Source organism: Psychrobacter faecalis (genome assembly GCF_016107575.1).
In the GTDB taxonomy this organism is placed as follows: Bacteria; Pseudomonadota; Gammaproteobacteria; order Pseudomonadales; family Moraxellaceae; genus Psychrobacter; species Psychrobacter faecalis.
The window spans coordinates 13,401-30,281 of record NZ_JABAST010000018.1; the positions used below are offsets into that span (position 1 = coordinate 13,401).

The window sequence follows — 16,881 nt, forward strand, 5'->3', positions numbered from 1 at the left end:
AATTGTAAGTACTATAGCTGAAAATAAGACATATTTTAGCGCTTTTGCCACTATTTGACAAATCCCTTTAATGACTAATGATTTCCTTTAAATGATACAGTAAATCGTGCGCCTGCTTTGGCGTCAGGTTATCAGGATTAATTGCTGTCAGTTCATCTTGCAAGCTAAACAATTGATTTTGTTGTGGAATATTACTTATCGATTGAGGTTGAACATTGTCGCGTAAGCTTGGTTTTTCTACTTCATTGTAATGATTTTGCTGCTGTTTATCGTTTAACGACTTAGCTAATTCATTTTTATCATCAATGGTCTTGGTACTCTCAGTTTCTAAGTTATCTACTAAATAGCGCTTGGCATCATTTAATACCTGCGTAGGAATCCCTGCCATTTTTGCCACATGTAAACCAAAGCTAGAGCTTGCTGCGCCCTCGCGGATTTGATGGAGTAGTAGTAGTTGACCATCGATTTCACTGGCGGCGACATGCACATTACGAATGCTGGCGTGTTGGCTCTCAGCAGGGTTGACCAATTGCGTCAATTCAAAATAATGGGTGGCAAATAATGTCAGGCAACCAATCTCGACCAATCGATTGACACAAGCATGAGCGATTGCTAGACCGTCCGTAGTTGCGGTGCCGCGTCCGACTTCATCCATTAGTACCAGCGATTTATTGGTCGCCTGATTAAGGATATTCGCGGTTTCAATCATCTCAACCATAAAGGTCGATTTGCCACCTGCTAAGTCATCCGCTGAGCCAATACGAGTAAAGATACGGTCGATATCACCAATATGAGCGCTTGATGCTGGGACAAAACTACCGCAATGCGCAAGTAGAACAATGAGTGCAGTTTGGCGCATATAGGTGGATTTACCACCCATATTAGGGCCAGTAATCATCAGAAGTCTTTCAGGGTCTGCATCGCTGCCGAGCGCACAGTCATTGGCGACAAAATGGCTGCTAGGTTTCGTACTGCTCTGTTGAGTAGTATTGTTAATGTTGGCGGGGTTGAGCGCCGCTTCGACAACGACATGACGACCTTGTTTAATATCAATACTGGTTTGGCTACCATTTTTCGAATAATTGCCATCTTGTGAATCATTACTCATGACTGGACGTTGCCAATTATAAAGGGTCGCAAGCTGTGCCCAATTGCTAAGCACATCTATCTGCGCGATAGCCGCGCTCAGCTGTTGTAGTTCCGCTAAATGACCGCCTAATATGGTCAATAGTTCATTATACAGCTGTTTTTCACGAGTCAATGCTAATGTTTGTGCGCTTAGATATTCGGTTTCGACTGCTTTTAACTCATCGGTAATAAAGCGCTCGCTGCTTTTGAGCGTTTGCCGACGGATAAAATGCGCAGGGGCATTTTTTGCCTGCATTTTGGGCAGTTCAAAATAAAAACCGCTGACTTTATTAAAGCCTACTTTTAAGCTAGGTAATTGGTAGTCTTGACGCGCGCGTTCAAGCATCTCATCTAACGTTACTTGGATATTGTCATGTAAGTGGGTGAGGCGGTCAAACTCAGCATCAAAACCAACTGCTAGCATACCACCATCACGGATATGCGCCGGCGGTTCTGCGATAATGGCACGCTCAATCAGCTCGGCGACAGATTGCACCGCCGGTAGCTGGTCTGGCAATTGCTGCATCAGCATGGGCAATAATCCTGCTCGCTTATGACTGATACCTGCATTGCTCAGTAGGGTATTAAGCAGCTTGCTACTAGCAATACCATCAGCCAATTTACGCAAGTCACGCGGTTTGGCGCTCATTAGACCGATACGGCTACTGATACGTTCGATATCACCGATAGCATTTAAGGTTTCACGTAAACTGCTGACCAATGAATGTTTTTCTAAATTTTCATTAACCTGCTTATTTTCGCCAAAATTATTGTCTGACTGCAAAAGGCTAGTGATTGCATCTAAGCGCAGATTAATACGTGAATGCTGACGCAGTGGGCGCTTCATTTGCTGCATGAGTAAACGACGTCCCATCGGCGTTTGACAATGATTGAGCACTGATATTAATGATGTACCATTGCTACTAACGGGGGTAAACAGCTCAAGATTTTGCTGGCTATTGGCATCAATGATTAAATAATCATCATTATATTCAACGATAAGCTGATTCACTTGTGGCACGTGGCGTTGCTGGGTTTGCCGTGCATAATGAATAAGGGCGGCGCAGCTAGATTGGGCAAGTGGCGAGTCATTAATACCAAGTCCATCGAGGCGTTGGACGTCAAACTGCTGGCAAAGCGTCTCGCTGGCATGCTCACGATGAAAGTCATTAGCCGCAACTTCGATAATAGGACAGTCGAGATTTTGCCGTAGCCACAGCAGCCAATCTTCGCCATTACTACCACTACTGTCAAAACTGTTTCCATGCACCTCGCTAATAATACATTCACTCGGCGCAAAACGTGCCAGCACCGTCAGTATTTGAGTTTGCAAACCTTCAATATCACCATGAGGCGCGCTGAGTGTTTGTGTGGTTAGGGTTCCAGCGGCTAAATCCATTTGACTAATAGCAGCTTGCATAGGTTGTTTGCTGTTCGATTTAGGAGTTTCGATATCAATGGCAACGACAGTCGGGGTGTGGTTGGGTGCAATTAAGGCGTCATCAGTAATCGTACCGGCAGTCAGGGTTTTAACTACTTCACGGCGCATGATAGTGCCGGTTGCAGATTTACTTTTATCTTTCTTTTGCTTATCGCCCATTGTCGGTGTATTGGACGGGCTGCTAGTAACTGACTCGTCAATTTGCTCACAAACGACCACTGTCTGCCCAGCTGCAATGAGCCGCGCCATATAGCTATCAGCCGCATGAAACGGTACACCTGCCATCGCAATGGTATTGCCGGCTTTATCCGTACCACGGCGAGTGAGCGTGATATCGAGTATCTGCGCCGCGCGCTTAGCATCATCAAAAAATAACTCATAAAAATCACCCATCCGGTACAGCAGTAGCGCTTGTGGATAGTTGGCTTTCATGGTTAGATATTGCACCATCATCGGCGTATGGTCGGCTAAATGATAAATAGCATCGCCGATTAGCAACTGATCGTTATTTAAATGCTCAGTTTTTACGTGCTTAGCTTTTAAGGTTTTAGATGTATCAAATATTAAAGCGTTAGGGTTTTTCGCGGATGGTTTTACGGTCATGCAGAATCTCTTATGTTGCTTAATTGGGTTTGCTTAGAAACAATGGCTGTTTTTTAGAATAAATCAGGGATGCAGGTTGGCAGTTATTTGCGTTTATTGATATCGCGAAACAGCTGCTAAATGAAGGATATAGGCACTATTTTAACACGTTCAGCGACCTTTTTACGTCGGCAAATATCTACTCGCTGCCCTTGTATCCATCGGCGTCATAACCATATATAATGACGGCACACTTAATTGGGCGATACTTCATTAAGCGACTCATCATTAGGCAGTACCTTATTATTGCGTGCTTTGTTAATCCGCATTTTGACAATCAGGGCGTTATTAATCAGTAAGTTATTAAAAGGTATTTAGTCAGTGATGATTGTCAGCATTGAAATGACCAAGCGGCAGTATATAAACCCTTGGCGAATGCGCACTAATTATCGAATATTTCCATAGGTCAAAAAATTATGTTATCAAAGATTATAGGCAGTGTCGTTGGCACCAAAAATGACCGCGAACTCAAGCGCATGCGTAGAGTGGTCAGCAAAATCAACGCATATGAGGCTGACATTCAAGCCCTGTCTGATGAGCAATTACAACAAAAAACCGCAGAATTTAAAGAAAGACACCAAAACGGTGAAAGCTTAGACGCCTTATTACCAGAAGCGTTTGCCGTCTGCCGCGAGGCTTCCTTACGCGTCAATGGTATGCGTCACTACGACGTGCAGCTCATCGGCGGTATCACCTTGCACGAAGGCAAAATCGCTGAGATGAAAACCGGTGAGGGTAAAACCTTAATGGGTACCTTGGCGATGTATCTAAACGCTATTAGTGGCAAAGGCGTGCATTTGGTCACGGTCAACGATTATTTGGCGGCGCGTGATGCCGAGTTAAACCGCCCATTATTTGGCTTTTTGGGTATGACGGTCGGCGTTATTTATTCGCAGCAGCCACCACAAGAAAAAATCGACGCTTATCAAGCGGATATCACGTACGGTACCAATAACGAATATGGCTTTGATTATCTGCGCGATAACATGGTCTTTAGCCTGGCTGAGAAAAAACAGCGTCCGCTAAATTATTGCATTATTGATGAAATTGACTCTATCTTAATCGATGAGGCGCGTACGCCGCTGATTATTTCGGGTCAAGCAGAAGATTCATCACGTATGTATGCGCTGATTAATACCATTATTCCATGGCTTAAACGCTCAAAAGATGAAGAAGCCAATAAAAATAATGAAGACGAAGATTTTTGGATTGATGAAAAAAATCGTCAAATCGAAATCAGCGAAAAAGGCTATGAGAAAATTGAGCGCTTCTTAATCGAAGTGGGCGAGCTTGGTGAAAACGAAAGTTTATATAGCCCGAGTCGTTTGCCGCTACTCGCTCACGTACAAGCGGCAATCCGCGCCCATCATGTATTTGTCAAAAACGTCCATTATATCGTTGACGACGGCGAAGTGATTATCGTCGATGAAAACACCGGTCGTACCATGCCCGGTCGCCGCTGGTCAGAAGGCTTGCACCAAGCGGTAGAGGCCAAAGAAAACGTCGAGATTCAAGCAGAGAACCAAACCCTTGCGACGACGACTTTCCAGAACTATTTCCGTCTCTATGACAAACTATCCGGTATGACCGGTACCGCCGATACCGAAGCAGCAGAGTTTAAATCAACGTATGATTTAGACGTCATCGTGATTCCAACGCACGAGCCGATTGCTCGTATCGATATGGATGACCAGATTTTCTTAACCAAGTTAGGAAAGTACAAAGGTATCATTCGCGAGATTAAAGAGATCCAAGCCAAAGGTGCGCCGGTCTTAGTTGGTACGGCGACGATTGAAGCCAGTGAAGAGTTGTCTTATCTGCTCGATCAAGAAGGCATCAAGCATAATGTCCTAAACGCCAAGCAGCACGAACGTGAGGCAGAAATTATCGCGCAGGCAGGTAGTCCAAAAGCGGTGACCATCGCCACCAATATGGCAGGTCGTGGTACCGATATTATCTTGGGCGGTAACTGGCAGTCGTTTATCGAAGACATTGATGCGGTCAGTCCGGAAGAGATGGCGCGCCTAAAAGCAGAATGGCAGGTCAAGCATGACCAAGTCGTTGCGGCTGGCGGCCTACATATCATTGGTTCTGAGCGTCATGAATCACGCCGTATCGATAACCAGTTGCGTGGTCGTGCCGGTCGTCAAGGTGACCCTGGGATGTCGCGCTTTTTCTTATCGCTTGAAGATGACTTGATGCGTATCTTCGCCGGTGACCGCGTTGTTAATATGATGCGGGCGATGGGTCTAAAAGAAGATGAAGCCATCGAGCATAAAATGGTTTCAAAATCGATTGAAAATGCCCAAGGTAAAGTCGAAAGTCGTGACTTTGATGCCCGTAAAAACCTATTGAAATACGATGACGTCGCCAATGAGCAGCGTAAAGTTATCTATGGTCAGCGCGATGACTTGCTGGCAGAGATGGATTTATTGGAGGCCATCGAAGTCATGCATCATGAAGTCTACAATGCCATGATTGATCAGTTTATCCCGCCAGGCTCTATTGATGATCAGTGGAATATCGACGGCTTAGAAGACGAGCTTGAAGATGAGTTTAAAATTTCCATGCCGATTAACGATTGGCTGGATGAAGACCGCCGCCTAGATGAAGAAGGTTTACGTGCCAAAATTATCCAAACTGCGCTGGATCGCTATCATGCTCGCCGTGAGCAAATGGGCGAAAAAGATGCCGCCCAGCTCGAGCGTCATTTTATGCTACAAAGTTTGGATAAGCACTGGAAAGAGCATTTAACCCAAATGGATCAGCTACGTAAAGGTATCCATTTGCGCGGTTATGCGCAAAAAAATCCTGAGCAAGAATATAAGCGTGAATCGTTTGAGCTGTTCCAAATGATGCTTGGTGCGATTAAATCTGAAACCGTACAAGATTTATCACGCGTCCATATCCCAACCAAAGAAGAGTTAGAAGCGTTAGAAGCTCAGCAGCGTGAAAACGCCGCGCATATGCAAATGCAGTTTGAACACAGTGATATCGACAATATGGATGGCGGCGTAGAGCGACCAGCGGCGCAAAACCGTAGCGTTGCTGCTGGCGTAACAGCAGGGTCTATCGCGAGCAGTGGTAGCAACAATGCCAGTGAGCCTGACCCATACGCTGGGATGAATATCAGCCGTAACGCGCCATGTCCTTGTGGTTCAGGCCTAAAGTATAAACAATGTCACGGTAAAATCTAAATATTGATAATCAAAAATTGTTAAGCTATGATAAAAAGTCCCTGTCTTATTTAGATAGGGACTTTTTTATAGCGATAAGATTTATAGCCATAAGAATTTCGATAGGAAAAATTATCGGGCGATATCTTCTACCTTTCTTTTTAGCACTTTTAAGTGACTGTAACTCTATTAATAAATAGTCTAACTATTAAGAATATAAAAGTAACAGCGCTTTTGTAGTGATTAATTACAAATTCAACATAGGCGTGAATTTACATACACGCTATAGTGTTTAACATATTTTTTTGGAGAGTGTCATGAATATAGAATTATTAAAACAATTTCGTACCTCTGTCGTTGTTACCGGTCTGCTCGCTGGCGCGATGACAATTAGTGCTTGTCAACAACAGCAAGAGCCAGAACCAAGTCTAGAAGACAGCATCAGTGAAGAGCAATCGGTGCCTATGTCCGCTGAGCCTGCCGAGCCAAGTGATGTGGTGGTAGATGCGCCAGTCAGCGATGTGGAAGAGGATACCGTAGCGTCTGTTAATTCTGGCGTCAAGCAAATGAGCTACTCATGTTCACCGGCACTAGCCGTCGAAGCCACTTACAAAGACGCTGACAAACAAGTGATTCTTGAGACTGCTCAAGGTACAGTAACTCTGACCAAAACCAATGATGCGACCAACCCTGAAGTTTTCAATCTAGATACAGCGTTTGACGGTGGTGAAGGCTTTATCCAGTGGCGCGTGGCGCACGAAGATCGTGAAACTGGTGTGATGCGTACTGCTGGTGCCGATTCAGAAAACGTCAGTACCTATGAATGTAAAACATCACCAGCGTCTGAAACTAAAACGGCAGAAACAGCCGCCTAACAACAAATACCTCGCATAAAAAAAGCAACGTTAACGTTGCTTTTTTTTGGTTTGGTCTTACGACTGCTTACAAAAATGCTTTATCAGCCTATTTTTTATAAACGCTATTTTTTATCAGCGGCATTGCTTTGTTGCTCATGGGCTAGATAACCTTCTTCTTTAACGTCTAGCTCCTCGTGTTGGAGCGCTACTTGAATGCTATCGGTATGGGTATGCGTGGTTTTATTAATCTCTATTTCTTGGATCACATGAGTGTCTTTGGTAATCGTCGCTACCTGACGCGATAAGATAATCTCAATCGGCGCGTCACCAATCTCAACCTGCTTGCCATTGATGGTCACGACTGCTTTACTATCTAGCGACGGCTCAACATGACGCAATATGTCCTTATCATCATAATCACCTGATAGTAAATCCTGACTCTGTACGTCTTGATAGTCGGTACGCACGGTAATATATTCTTCTACCAGCTCAATAGGCACCTCAATGGTTTTGGTGCGTCTGTGCTTGGTTACTGTGACCTTGCCAACATCCAAGCGTTCTTTGTTAATGACAGGACGCTCTTCTAATAATTCTAAATAGCCACCATTGCCTGTATCGGTTTGATGGTTTGCTAAATTAGTAGATAAATTATTTGCTAAGCCTTGTTGTGTACTGCTTGACACAGTTTGCTGCTGATTAGTATTGGATAAATCCGTAGCGGACAAATCTGGCGCAGGCAATTTGTTCTCACCGCTATGATTGGCAATTTGCTCTAAATGCGAAGTAGGATTAGGGGCATTTGCCAAAGATGAGCGTGGATGCGTTTGTTGTGGGTCAATTTTTTTGTCGTCGTTAATCATGGTAGTGTTCCTTAAATGGTGAGGTAGCTTAAAAAGAGGTATAAAAAAAGACCAGAGGCAAGCTCTGGTCTTAGTCACTGAGCTTGAAACTCAGCTGCTCATTACTATCGCGCGATGCACATTTAACGATTATTTTTCTAATGATTATTTCTTATTATCAATTGCTAAGAAATCTTCCTTAAGAATTATGCAAGGTGCGCAAGTATTGCGTATTACATACCACGAGCGCGGCGGACATCTTCGGCAGTGATATCATCGCGGTCAAAAAGGTTACCTTCGCGGTCAACCACATTACCATCACCATCGATATCTAATTCTTCACGTTGAATGGTTTCAGCAATAGTTTCAGTATGACGTTCGGTAGTTTTACCAACGTTTACTTCTTCAGCGACATAGGTTTCTTTATTCACACGTGCACGTTCTGCTTCTAGTTCAACTTCGACCGTTTGATTGCCATCTACATCACCAATGCGGCGGTCTGTTGGACGATCTACATTGGTACGTTGGATATTGGCATGCTCTTCTTCAAGGTCAACATCTATGTTGCGCTCTTCAGTAACGACATGCTTACCAACTTTTACTAAGCCTGCAACGATGCGGTCTTTATTGACTGTCAAACGCTCTTCTAGTAGCTCTAGCGTGTTTGGCGCATTATACGCATGGTCGGCAATCTCCATACGCTCTGCTTCTGGTACAGTATCAGCAGCGAATGATTGACGATCTTTTTCGTACTGCTCTTTATAGCTGTACTGATAATCGTGATCGTATACTTCCATCGCTTCTACTTGTGCTTGCGTTAAACTATCAAAGAAAACGTCATCACCGACGATACGAGCGAGACCTGCTGGCACTAGAACTTCTTTTGAGCTGAACCAACCGCCTGCATCAACGATTAAATAACGAATACGACCAGTAGTATCTTCTACTAGCGCACCTTCGATTTTACCGATTTTTTCTTCATTGACGCCATAAGCAGTTTTACCTGTTGGGTCATAATAGTCATCACCAATTAGGTCACGGTGAGTTGCTTGGATATCTCTTAAACGAATTAGTTGGCTCATTATTGTCTTCCTTTTTTATGAGTAAATTTATTTGTTTGGATTAATAATTATTTTTTATAAAATAGCAATACAGTAAAAATTTGCGTTGCTAAAAAAATGTCGGCTATTTCTTTTGAACTTGTTTAAACTTAGATTTTATAAATCAACAAGATTAGATGAAGAAGATATTACCGTGGTTATTAATAGAATCTCGCTATCATTAAGGACTAGCTATCGTTAATAAGCAGCCTCTCCATCAACTTGTTATTATCGTAGCAGCAGGTTTTTCGATACGATATATGAGCAAGGTAGCAAAGTGTGCGCTTGAGGTAATTGCGTGTAATAGGCTGTAAATGACGCCGTTACTATATAAAATTAAGTTAAGGCTTTCTTACAGCGTGTTTACCGCTTTGCGGTATTTGTCATTTTTAGGTATAAAAAAACCGCACAGCTAGTAGCTATGCGGTCTTAAAATTTTAAGAAAATCAGTCGATATTTTAAATCAGAACTTCGAATTTAAAAGCTCAAACGTTGAATTGGCTTAAAATTAAGCCAGTTCAATGGCAACGGCAACAGCTTCACCGCCACCGATACATAAGGTTGCAACGCCTTTTTTACCACCAGTACGTTTAAGCGAGTTGATAAGGGTAACTAAGATACGCGCGCCAGAGCAGCCAACTGGATGGCCAAGTGCACAAGCGCCGCCTTCGACGTTGACTTTAGCGTGGTCGATTTTTAACTTATCCATCGCTGCCATGGTCACCATCGCAAAAGCTTCGTTGATTTCCCATAAATCGACGTCTGCAATTGACCAACCCGCCTTGTCCAGAACTTTTTCAATCGCGCCAATCGGAGCAATGGTAAACTCGCTTGGGTGGCGCGAGTTAGAGGCGGTGGCAACAATACGTGCTTGATAATCTAAACCTTCGGCTTTTGCTTGCGACTCTTTCATCATCACAACCGCCGCCGCGCCGTCTGAGATTGAGCTGGCGTTTGCCGCTGTAATCGTCCCTTCTTTTGCAAAAGCAGGGCGCAGGGTAGGAATGCGCTCAGCATTGGCAAGGGCAGGCTGCTCGTCGGTATCAACCGTTTGCTCGCCTTTACGCGATTTGAAAGTGACAGGCTCGATTTCATCTTTAAAATGGTCGTCTTTAATCGCTGTCAAAGCACGGTTTAGCGATTCAATAGCAAACTCGTCCATTTGCTCACGGCTATAGCCTTTTTCATCGGCCATTTCTTGCGCGAACTGCCCCATTAATTTGCCGGTTTCGGCATCTTCTAGACCGTCTAAGAACATATGGTCTTTGACTTCTTTATGTCCCATGCGGTAGCCGCTGCGTGACCCTGGCATGATGTAAGGCGCATTGGTCATTGATTCCATACCGCCAGCCACTGCGACGTTAAAGCTGCCCGCTTTGATACCATCGTGCGCTTGCATAACTGCTTTTAGACCAGAACCACAAAGTTTATTAATGGTAACGGCACCAGTAGCATCGTTAAGACCTGCTTTACGCATCGCCTGACGGGCAGGGCCTTGACCAAGACCAGCAGTCAAGATACAGCCCATGATGACTTCATCAATATTATCAACGCTCACGCCTGAACGCTCAACGGCTGCTTTGATAGCGGTTGCGCCAAGTTCAGTTGCGCTGACGTCCTTTAAAGCGCCTTGAAAACCACCCATCGGAGTACGGGCGCCATTTAAAATTACAATTGCATCATTTGACATCGTTATTTTTCCTTTTTCGGTATTTGAAACGAAAGTTTTTTAGTCATTAAAAAAAGTTTTTAGCTAAGGTCACAGGTTTATAGATGAATCGCTGGATAAATTACGCCAACTCATCTAAGCGAATACGGACGACTTTATCTGTAATGGTATCGAGCTTCTCGATTTTTTCAATCGCCAGATTCATCTGACTTTCAATCACAGGCAGCGTCAAAATAATCACTGGTACTTGACCAAGCTTATGCGCAGGTTTTTGTAAAATGGCATCGATATTGATACCCGCGTCACTCAAAATACGGGTAATATCCGCTAAAACGCCCGGATTGTCATGCGCATGCACGCGCAGATAATAACCGGTAATCATTTGCTCAGCACGCAAGATGGGTGTGTCTGATAATTGCTCTGGGATAAACGCTAGATGCGGCACATGGTGTCCGTTCGTGCTTTCATTGTTGTTATCTTTACTACCAAGAACGCGAACCAAATCCATGACATCCGCCATGACTGCAGAAGCCGTTGCTCCAGCACCAGCGCCATCACCGCAATATAGCGTCTGACCAAGTGGGTGCGAGTTGACTAATACCGCATTTTTTACGCCATTAACGTTGGCAAGTAGGGCGTTCTGTGGAATGAGGGTTGGATGAACACGCAGCTCGATACCAGCCGCGCCGTTATTTCCTTGGCCATCACCTGAACCGTTGTCTTCGCGGCGTACCGCAAAGCCTAGATGTTTGATACGGTAACCAAGCTCTTCGGCGTAGTTGACGTCTTGCAAGGTAATACCGGTGATACCTTCGCAGTAAACTTTGTCAAACTGTAGCGGAATCCCAAAGGCGATAGAGGCGAGGAGCGCAAGCTTATGCGCCGCATCAATGCCTTCGACATCAAAGGTTGGATCGGCTTCGGCGTAACCAAGTGCTTGTGCTTCGCTTAAAACATCGGCGAACGGGCGACCTTTATCACGCATTTCAGTCATGATAAAGTTGCCAGTGCCATTGATAATACCAGCTAACCACTCAATCTTATTGGCAGCAAGGCCTTCACGCATGACTTTGATAATTGGAATACCACCTGCCACCGCCGCTTCATAAGCAACGTGTACATTATGGGCTTCGGCAAAGGCGAAAATCTCATTGCCGTGTTCGGCGAGCAAGGCTTTATTGGCAGTGACCACATGTTTGCCGTGTTTAATGGCATGCATAATCACATCTTTAGCCAAGGTCGTACCGCCAATCACTTCGATGACAATATCGACATTGTCACTGGCAGCGGTTGCCATCAAGTCACTATTTTGTACGATGGTAGCGTCGATATCATCGCGCTGACGACGGGTACCGACTTCGGTAATCACAATGTCGCGTCCGCTACGGCGTTTTAACTCATCTAAATTGTCATTGATTAGATTGATCACGCCCGTTCCGACGGTGCCCAGACCAAGTATCGCTAGTTTGATGGATTTGCTCACAGTATCCTCAAGAGATTATAGAGTTGGATAAAAATGCTTCTATGACAGCGCTTACATAAAAAGACTTATATAAAAGTGCTTATAAATGAGGCTGATATAAAGAAGAAAAGTATAAAAATACACCGCTAATTTTACCTAGCGCTTCATCGTATCATACCGATAAGCGCTTGTGGCGTCTACCCAATCTCACTGTCGGTAAAGTCAACAATATGAGGGGAGAGGACTAGCTGGCATCGATCGCTGTTTGCGCCAATTGCGCCGCGGGTAGATAGCCGCCGATTTGTTGGCCAGACTCGGTAAAGATAGCAGGCGTGCCGCGTACTCCTAACGACATTCCAAGCTCGATTTGCTCTTTTACTGGGTTATTACAGCTAGGCGCTTGGACATTAGCGCCCATTTTTGCCTGGTCCATCGCCGCCTTGCGATCTTCGCTACACCAAATAGCTTCCATTTTTGGGATACTGCCTTCGCTGCGTGGCCATGCCAAATAACGCACTTCAATACCGCGTGCATTGATATCGCTCATTTCTTCATGAAGCTTGGTGCAGTAAGGGCAGTCGGCATCAGTAAAGGCATAAACAACTGATTTAGTGGCGCCTTTTGCTGGATAAATAACCATGTCTTTTTTATCGACCGTTTTTAGAGCGTCTTGCGCGGCTTTGGCAACCAAAGCGCCACTGATATCAACTGGCGCCTCTTGCCCAACTGCGATGATTTGTCCTTGGATAATATGTTTGCCAGATTTATCGGTAAAAAACGATGGTAAGCCCGATGCCGTTACCCAGTAAATATCGTCCATATCCGTTGGTACGGCTGAAATGATTTCTTCTTCAATCCCTGAGGCTTTTAGATTTGTTTGTAAGGCTTTGACCACTGCTGCATCATTATCGGCGACTTGTGCGGTGCTGACTTTGGCATTAGCGCTATTGACGATACCTGTATTGCTGGTCGCATCTGCCGCATTATTCGAGCAGCCTGCTGCAACCACGACCAGCAACGCGCCCATCATCATCCTCGATAAAGGTTTGCGAGAAAATAGAGCGCGAGCAGAAGTGGCTTTAGAGAAAGAAGGTAAAAACATAGGTATTTCCTTTAGGCGGTGGTGCCTAAGCAAGATATAGATATAAAAACAGGGACATAGATAGTGTATGAACGCTTATCCCGTATCCACTAGATTTTGTTATCAGAGCGATATATTTCAAGGACGAGGGGCAATTTATTGATAATAAAAGATAAGTAGCAATACTGGTTATATTAACATATTTTTAGAAATAACCACCAAAGGCTATTTGTTGATGTTTTATTGGCATCGCCAAATTTATCATCCAGCGCCGTAAAACCACATCCTTCTAGGGCGTGGATATCAGGCGTCAGCCGTTGTCACCTAAGATTAAAAGAACCTTGTTAACCAAACGCATTGGGATCATACTAAACCCATGAAGACGCTCAAGCTACGCATCAAAGACAAACATGCCACTCAGCTAAATATCTTAGCTGGTGCGGTCAACTTTGTCTGGAATTACGTTAATGAGCTAAGTTTTAAACATCTTAAGCGCACAGGCAAATTCTTTTCAGCCTACGACTTGGCCGCTTACACCAAAGGCGCTGGTGAGTACCTGAACCTGCACAGCCAAACCTTGCAAGCGATTAGTGAGGTTCACGCCAAAAGCCGTAAACAGTTTAAAAAAGCCAAACTAAACTGGCGCACAAACAATCCTAAAGCCAAGAAAAGAAGTTTGGGCTGGATTCCTTTTAAAAAAACTGCTATCAAGCATCTAAGCACTAAACAAAGTGGCAAAAAATCTCTAAAAACAACTCTACAATTCAGTTTGGCTAAGGGTCAAAAGCTGATTATTGATGTGTGGGACAGCTATAACCTCTCGCTCTACAGCATCAATACGTGCGAGTTGGTACAAGATTCTCGCGGCCACTGGTACGCCTGTATCACTGTTAAAGAGTTTTCAGAAACAGCCTGTGGTGACGGTCAAGTCGGTATTGATTTGGGCTGTAAAGATGCCGCAGTCAGTAGTGATGGCAAGGTTCTAACTACTAAGCTGACGACTCAATACGCAGAAAAACTGGCCATTGCTCAAAGAGCCAAAAACAAAAAACGAGTTAAGGCCATTCACGCCAAGATTAAAAATACTAGATTAGACTTGATTCATAAATTTACATCAAAGCTTGTTAAAGCCAACAGCCTAATCGTAGTTGGTAAAATCAAGTCAAAATCATTTACTTCAAGCAAACTCGCCAAATCCGTCTATGATGCGGGTTGGTTTGAGATAAAGCGACAACTGGACTACAAATGCGCGAACGCAGGTTGCCACTATATCGAAGTAAATGAAGCGTACACCACCCAAACCTGCTCGTGTTGCGGCTCTCGCCAAGACAGTCCGAAAGGTAGAGAAGGTCTTGGTATAAGAAAATGGTTTTGTCGTTCTTGTAAAACGACCCATCAACGTGACGTTAATGGAGCAAAAAACATTCTCGCGGTCGGGCTTGGCCGTCTTTAGTAGGAATCCCCGTTCCTTTAGGTCGGGGAGGAAGTCAAGTCTAGGTAGGCTACTGTCATAAACATTAGGGGCTGTATAGAATTGAGGAACCATTGAAAAACATAAGCAACGCCTTACTCTACTGTTTACCACAACAAAGAAATAAGGCATCACTTATGACTCGCACCAAGCTCAACGATGAACTTTGGCACAAGCTATTTATTATATTGCGACAAATTAACGTATATAACAAGCCCAATCTAAGACGTACCGTTGAAGGCATGCTGTACCGCATAAGAGTAGGCTGTCCATGGCGAGACTTACCTTCTTATTTCGGTCATTGGTCTCGCATATATCATCAATACCGTTATTGGCGTAAAACCGGTAAATGGCAAAAGCTCATGAAAATAATCACAGCAAACTATGATAGTGAATGGTTATTCATAGACGGTAGCGTGGTCAAAGCTCATCAGCATAGTTCAGATGCAGCCAGTCATCTTGATGAGGCCATTGGTAAAAGTGTTGCAGGTAATAGCAGCAATCTGCACTTAGTGGTCGATGCTTGTGGTAACCCTATACATGTTGAGCTGACAGGTGGGCAAGTACATGACGCTAAGATGGCAAAGACGTTGATAGATAGCACGATTAATAACCAGACTAAAGCGGTGATTGCAGACAGGGGCTACGATAGTAGTGATATTAGAGAGTGTATCTTCAAGCACTGTGCTGAGTCAGTCATACCCGTTAAGTCGAACTCTAAAAATAGCAACAATGACACACTAGACTGGTATTTGTATCGTTGCCGTCACTTGGTAGAAAACGCTTTTGCTAGGTTGAAACATTTTAGGGGCATTGCCACGCGATATGATAAGCTCAAAGATAGCTATGCAGCAGCGGTAATGCTTGCTTGTGTCTTTATCTGGTTGCCACTCATTTGAATTCTATACACACCCTAAATTATCCATTAAAATAAATTTTCTTTCTAATTTCTTTCTAACTTTCTAAGGAGACCCTATGGCTGGTGCCAGTTTATTAACCCTACTTGATGATATCAGTGTGATACTCGATGACGTTTCGGTCATGACGAAGGTCGCCGCCAAAAAAACCGCGGGGGTATTGGGTGATGATTTGGCGTTGAATGCCGAGCAGGTCACCGGCGTCACAGCAAATCGTGAACTGCCAGTCGTTTGGGCGGTCGCCAAAGGCTCGTTTATTAATAAGCTTATTTTGGTGCCAGCAGCTATACTTATTAGCGCCATTTATCCGCCTTTAATCACCTTTTTACTGATGTGTGGTGGCCTGTTTTTGGTTTATGAAGGCGCTGAAAAAGTGATTCATCGCTTTTGGCCGCATGCCTTGCCAGATGATGAAGAGCAAAATGCCCGTCGGCAAGCCAACGCAGATCAAAACGTTGATTTGGTCGCCTTTGAAAAAGAAAAAATCAAAGGGGCGGTGCGTACTGATTTTATTTTATCGGCAGAAATTATTGTGATTGCGCTAGGTGCGACGGCAACTGCTACGTTGTTGCAGCGTAGTTTGGTGCTCTCTATTTTAGCCATCGGTATTACTGTTGGTATTTATGGTTTGGTCGCGGGCATCGTTAAAATTGATGACTTAGGCTTGCATATGATGGAGAAAGACGGTGATTTTACTCAAAAAGTCGGTAAGGTTTTATTTACGGCAGCGCCTAAATTAATGAAGTTTTTATCTATCGCTGGGACTTTGGCGATGTTTTTAGTCGGTGGCGGTATTTTGGTGCACGGTATTAACTTTTTGCATCATGAGGTTGAAGATATTGCGCATTTGACAGGCGTGTTTGAAAGCTTTACCACTGCCTTATTAAATGGCGTTATCGGTTTTATTATTGGCGCTGCTATCGTTGCGCTATTTACGGTTATCAATAAGATACGTCATAAAGACGAGCCTACTGCCCATTGATCTTGTTGCTCAAAAGTTCTGTTTATCAAAGCTTGGCATTGATATAAAGCTCTATTAATGAAAAAGCCCCAAAGTTGCTAACAACTTTGGGGCTTTGATATTTTATAAAAGAGTAT

At 44.1% G+C, this 16,881-nt stretch carries 11 protein-coding genes; 5 read left to right on the plus strand and 6 right to left on the minus strand.

Annotated elements, in window-relative coordinates; translation table 11 throughout:
• Positions 1–67: 67 nt before the first annotated feature.
• Positions 68–3,172: a DNA mismatch repair protein MutS gene (mutS, locus tag JFC07_RS07280; RefSeq protein WP_082894338.1), complete on the minus strand. Its 3,105-nt coding sequence runs from the start codon at positions 3,170–3,172 to the stop codon at positions 68–70.
• A gap of 455 nt (positions 3,173–3,627) precedes the next feature.
• Between mutS and secA the strand changes: the two genes are divergently transcribed.
• Positions 3,628–6,408: a preprotein translocase subunit SecA gene (gene secA, locus JFC07_RS07285; protein ID WP_198328750.1), complete on the plus strand. Its 2,781-nt coding sequence runs from the start codon at positions 3,628–3,630 to the stop codon at positions 6,406–6,408.
• A 296-nt stretch (positions 6,409–6,704) separates the two neighbouring features.
• The gene (locus JFC07_RS07290) at positions 6,705–7,262 is read left to right on the plus strand and encodes a hypothetical protein (protein ID WP_068406375.1); all 558 of its coding nucleotides are present in this window, start codon (positions 6,705–6,707) and stop codon (positions 7,260–7,262) included.
• 104 nt (positions 7,263–7,366) lie between these two features.
• Here the strand turns inward: JFC07_RS07290 and JFC07_RS07295 are convergent, their stop codons facing one another.
• The 5 genes from JFC07_RS07295 to JFC07_RS07315 form a co-directional block, all read right to left on the minus strand.
• Positions 7,367–8,104, minus strand: coding sequence for a YsnF/AvaK domain-containing protein (locus JFC07_RS07295; protein WP_198328751.1), 738 nt, complete (start codon positions 8,102–8,104; stop codon positions 7,367–7,369).
• Positions 8,105–8,316: 212 nt separating this feature from the next.
• The gene (locus JFC07_RS07300) at positions 8,317–9,165 is read right to left on the minus strand and encodes a DUF2382 domain-containing protein (protein WP_198328752.1); all 849 of its coding nucleotides are present in this window, start codon (positions 9,163–9,165) and stop codon (positions 8,317–8,319) included.
• 526 nt (positions 9,166–9,691) lie between these two features.
• Positions 9,692–10,873 carry a thiolase family protein gene (locus JFC07_RS07305; protein ID WP_198328753.1) on the minus strand — a complete coding sequence of 394 codons (1,182 nt, stop codon included), beginning with the start codon at positions 10,871–10,873 and terminating at the stop codon, positions 9,692–9,694.
• Positions 10,874–10,973: 100 nt separating this feature from the next.
• Entirely contained in the window at positions 10,974–12,335 is a 1,362-nt protein-coding gene (locus JFC07_RS07310; RefSeq protein ID WP_198328754.1) for a homoserine dehydrogenase, read from the minus strand.
• Between the two features lie 223 nt (positions 12,336–12,558).
• Complete coding sequence (locus tag JFC07_RS07315) at positions 12,559–13,416, minus strand: DsbC family protein (protein ID WP_144297399.1); 858 nt, start codon at positions 13,414–13,416, stop codon at positions 12,559–12,561.
• Between the two features lie 355 nt (positions 13,417–13,771).
• On the opposite strand from JFC07_RS07315, the gene JFC07_RS07320 reads away from it, so the two are divergent.
• From JFC07_RS07320 to JFC07_RS07330, 3 genes are all read left to right on the plus strand, one after another.
• The gene (locus tag JFC07_RS07320) at positions 13,772–14,848 is read left to right on the plus strand and encodes an RNA-guided endonuclease InsQ/TnpB family protein (RefSeq protein WP_198328755.1); all 1,077 of its coding nucleotides are present in this window, start codon (positions 13,772–13,774) and stop codon (positions 14,846–14,848) included.
• A 155-nt stretch (positions 14,849–15,003) separates the two neighbouring features.
• Positions 15,004–15,765, plus strand: a complete 762-nt coding sequence (locus JFC07_RS07325) for an IS5 family transposase (RefSeq protein ID WP_198328756.1) — start codon at positions 15,004–15,006, stop codon at positions 15,763–15,765.
• A 76-nt stretch (positions 15,766–15,841) separates the two neighbouring features.
• Positions 15,842–16,765 (plus strand): DUF808 domain-containing protein, encoded by a 924-nt coding sequence (locus JFC07_RS07330; RefSeq protein ID WP_198328757.1) that lies wholly within the window; start codon positions 15,842–15,844, stop codon positions 16,763–16,765.
• The last annotated feature ends 116 nt before the right edge of the window (positions 16,766–16,881 follow it).

Coding starts and splice junctions, on each gene's coding strand:
- JFC07_RS07295 (WP_198328751.1), bottom strand. CDS start 8,104: ATGATTAACGACGACAAAAAAATTGACCCACAACAAACGCATCCACGC.
- JFC07_RS07330 (WP_198328757.1), top strand. CDS start 15,842: ATGGCTGGTGCCAGTTTATTAACCCTACTTGATGATATCAGTGTGATA.
- secA (WP_198328750.1), top strand. CDS start 3,628: ATGTTATCAAAGATTATAGGCAGTGTCGTTGGCACCAAAAATGACCGC.
- JFC07_RS07290 (WP_068406375.1), top strand. CDS start 6,705: ATGAATATAGAATTATTAAAACAATTTCGTACCTCTGTCGTTGTTACC.
- JFC07_RS07320 (WP_198328755.1), top strand. CDS start 13,772: ATGAAGACGCTCAAGCTACGCATCAAAGACAAACATGCCACTCAGCTA.
- JFC07_RS07325 (WP_198328756.1), top strand. CDS start 15,004: ATGACTCGCACCAAGCTCAACGATGAACTTTGGCACAAGCTATTTATT.
- mutS (WP_082894338.1), bottom strand. CDS start 3,172: ATGACCGTAAAACCATCCGCGAAAAACCCTAACGCTTTAATATTTGAT.
- JFC07_RS07305 (WP_198328753.1), bottom strand. CDS start 10,873: ATGTCAAATGATGCAATTGTAATTTTAAATGGCGCCCGTACTCCGATG.
- JFC07_RS07315 (WP_144297399.1), bottom strand. CDS start 13,416: ATGTTTTTACCTTCTTTCTCTAAAGCCACTTCTGCTCGCGCTCTATTT.
- JFC07_RS07300 (WP_198328752.1), bottom strand. CDS start 9,165: ATGAGCCAACTAATTCGTTTAAGAGATATCCAAGCAACTCACCGTGAC.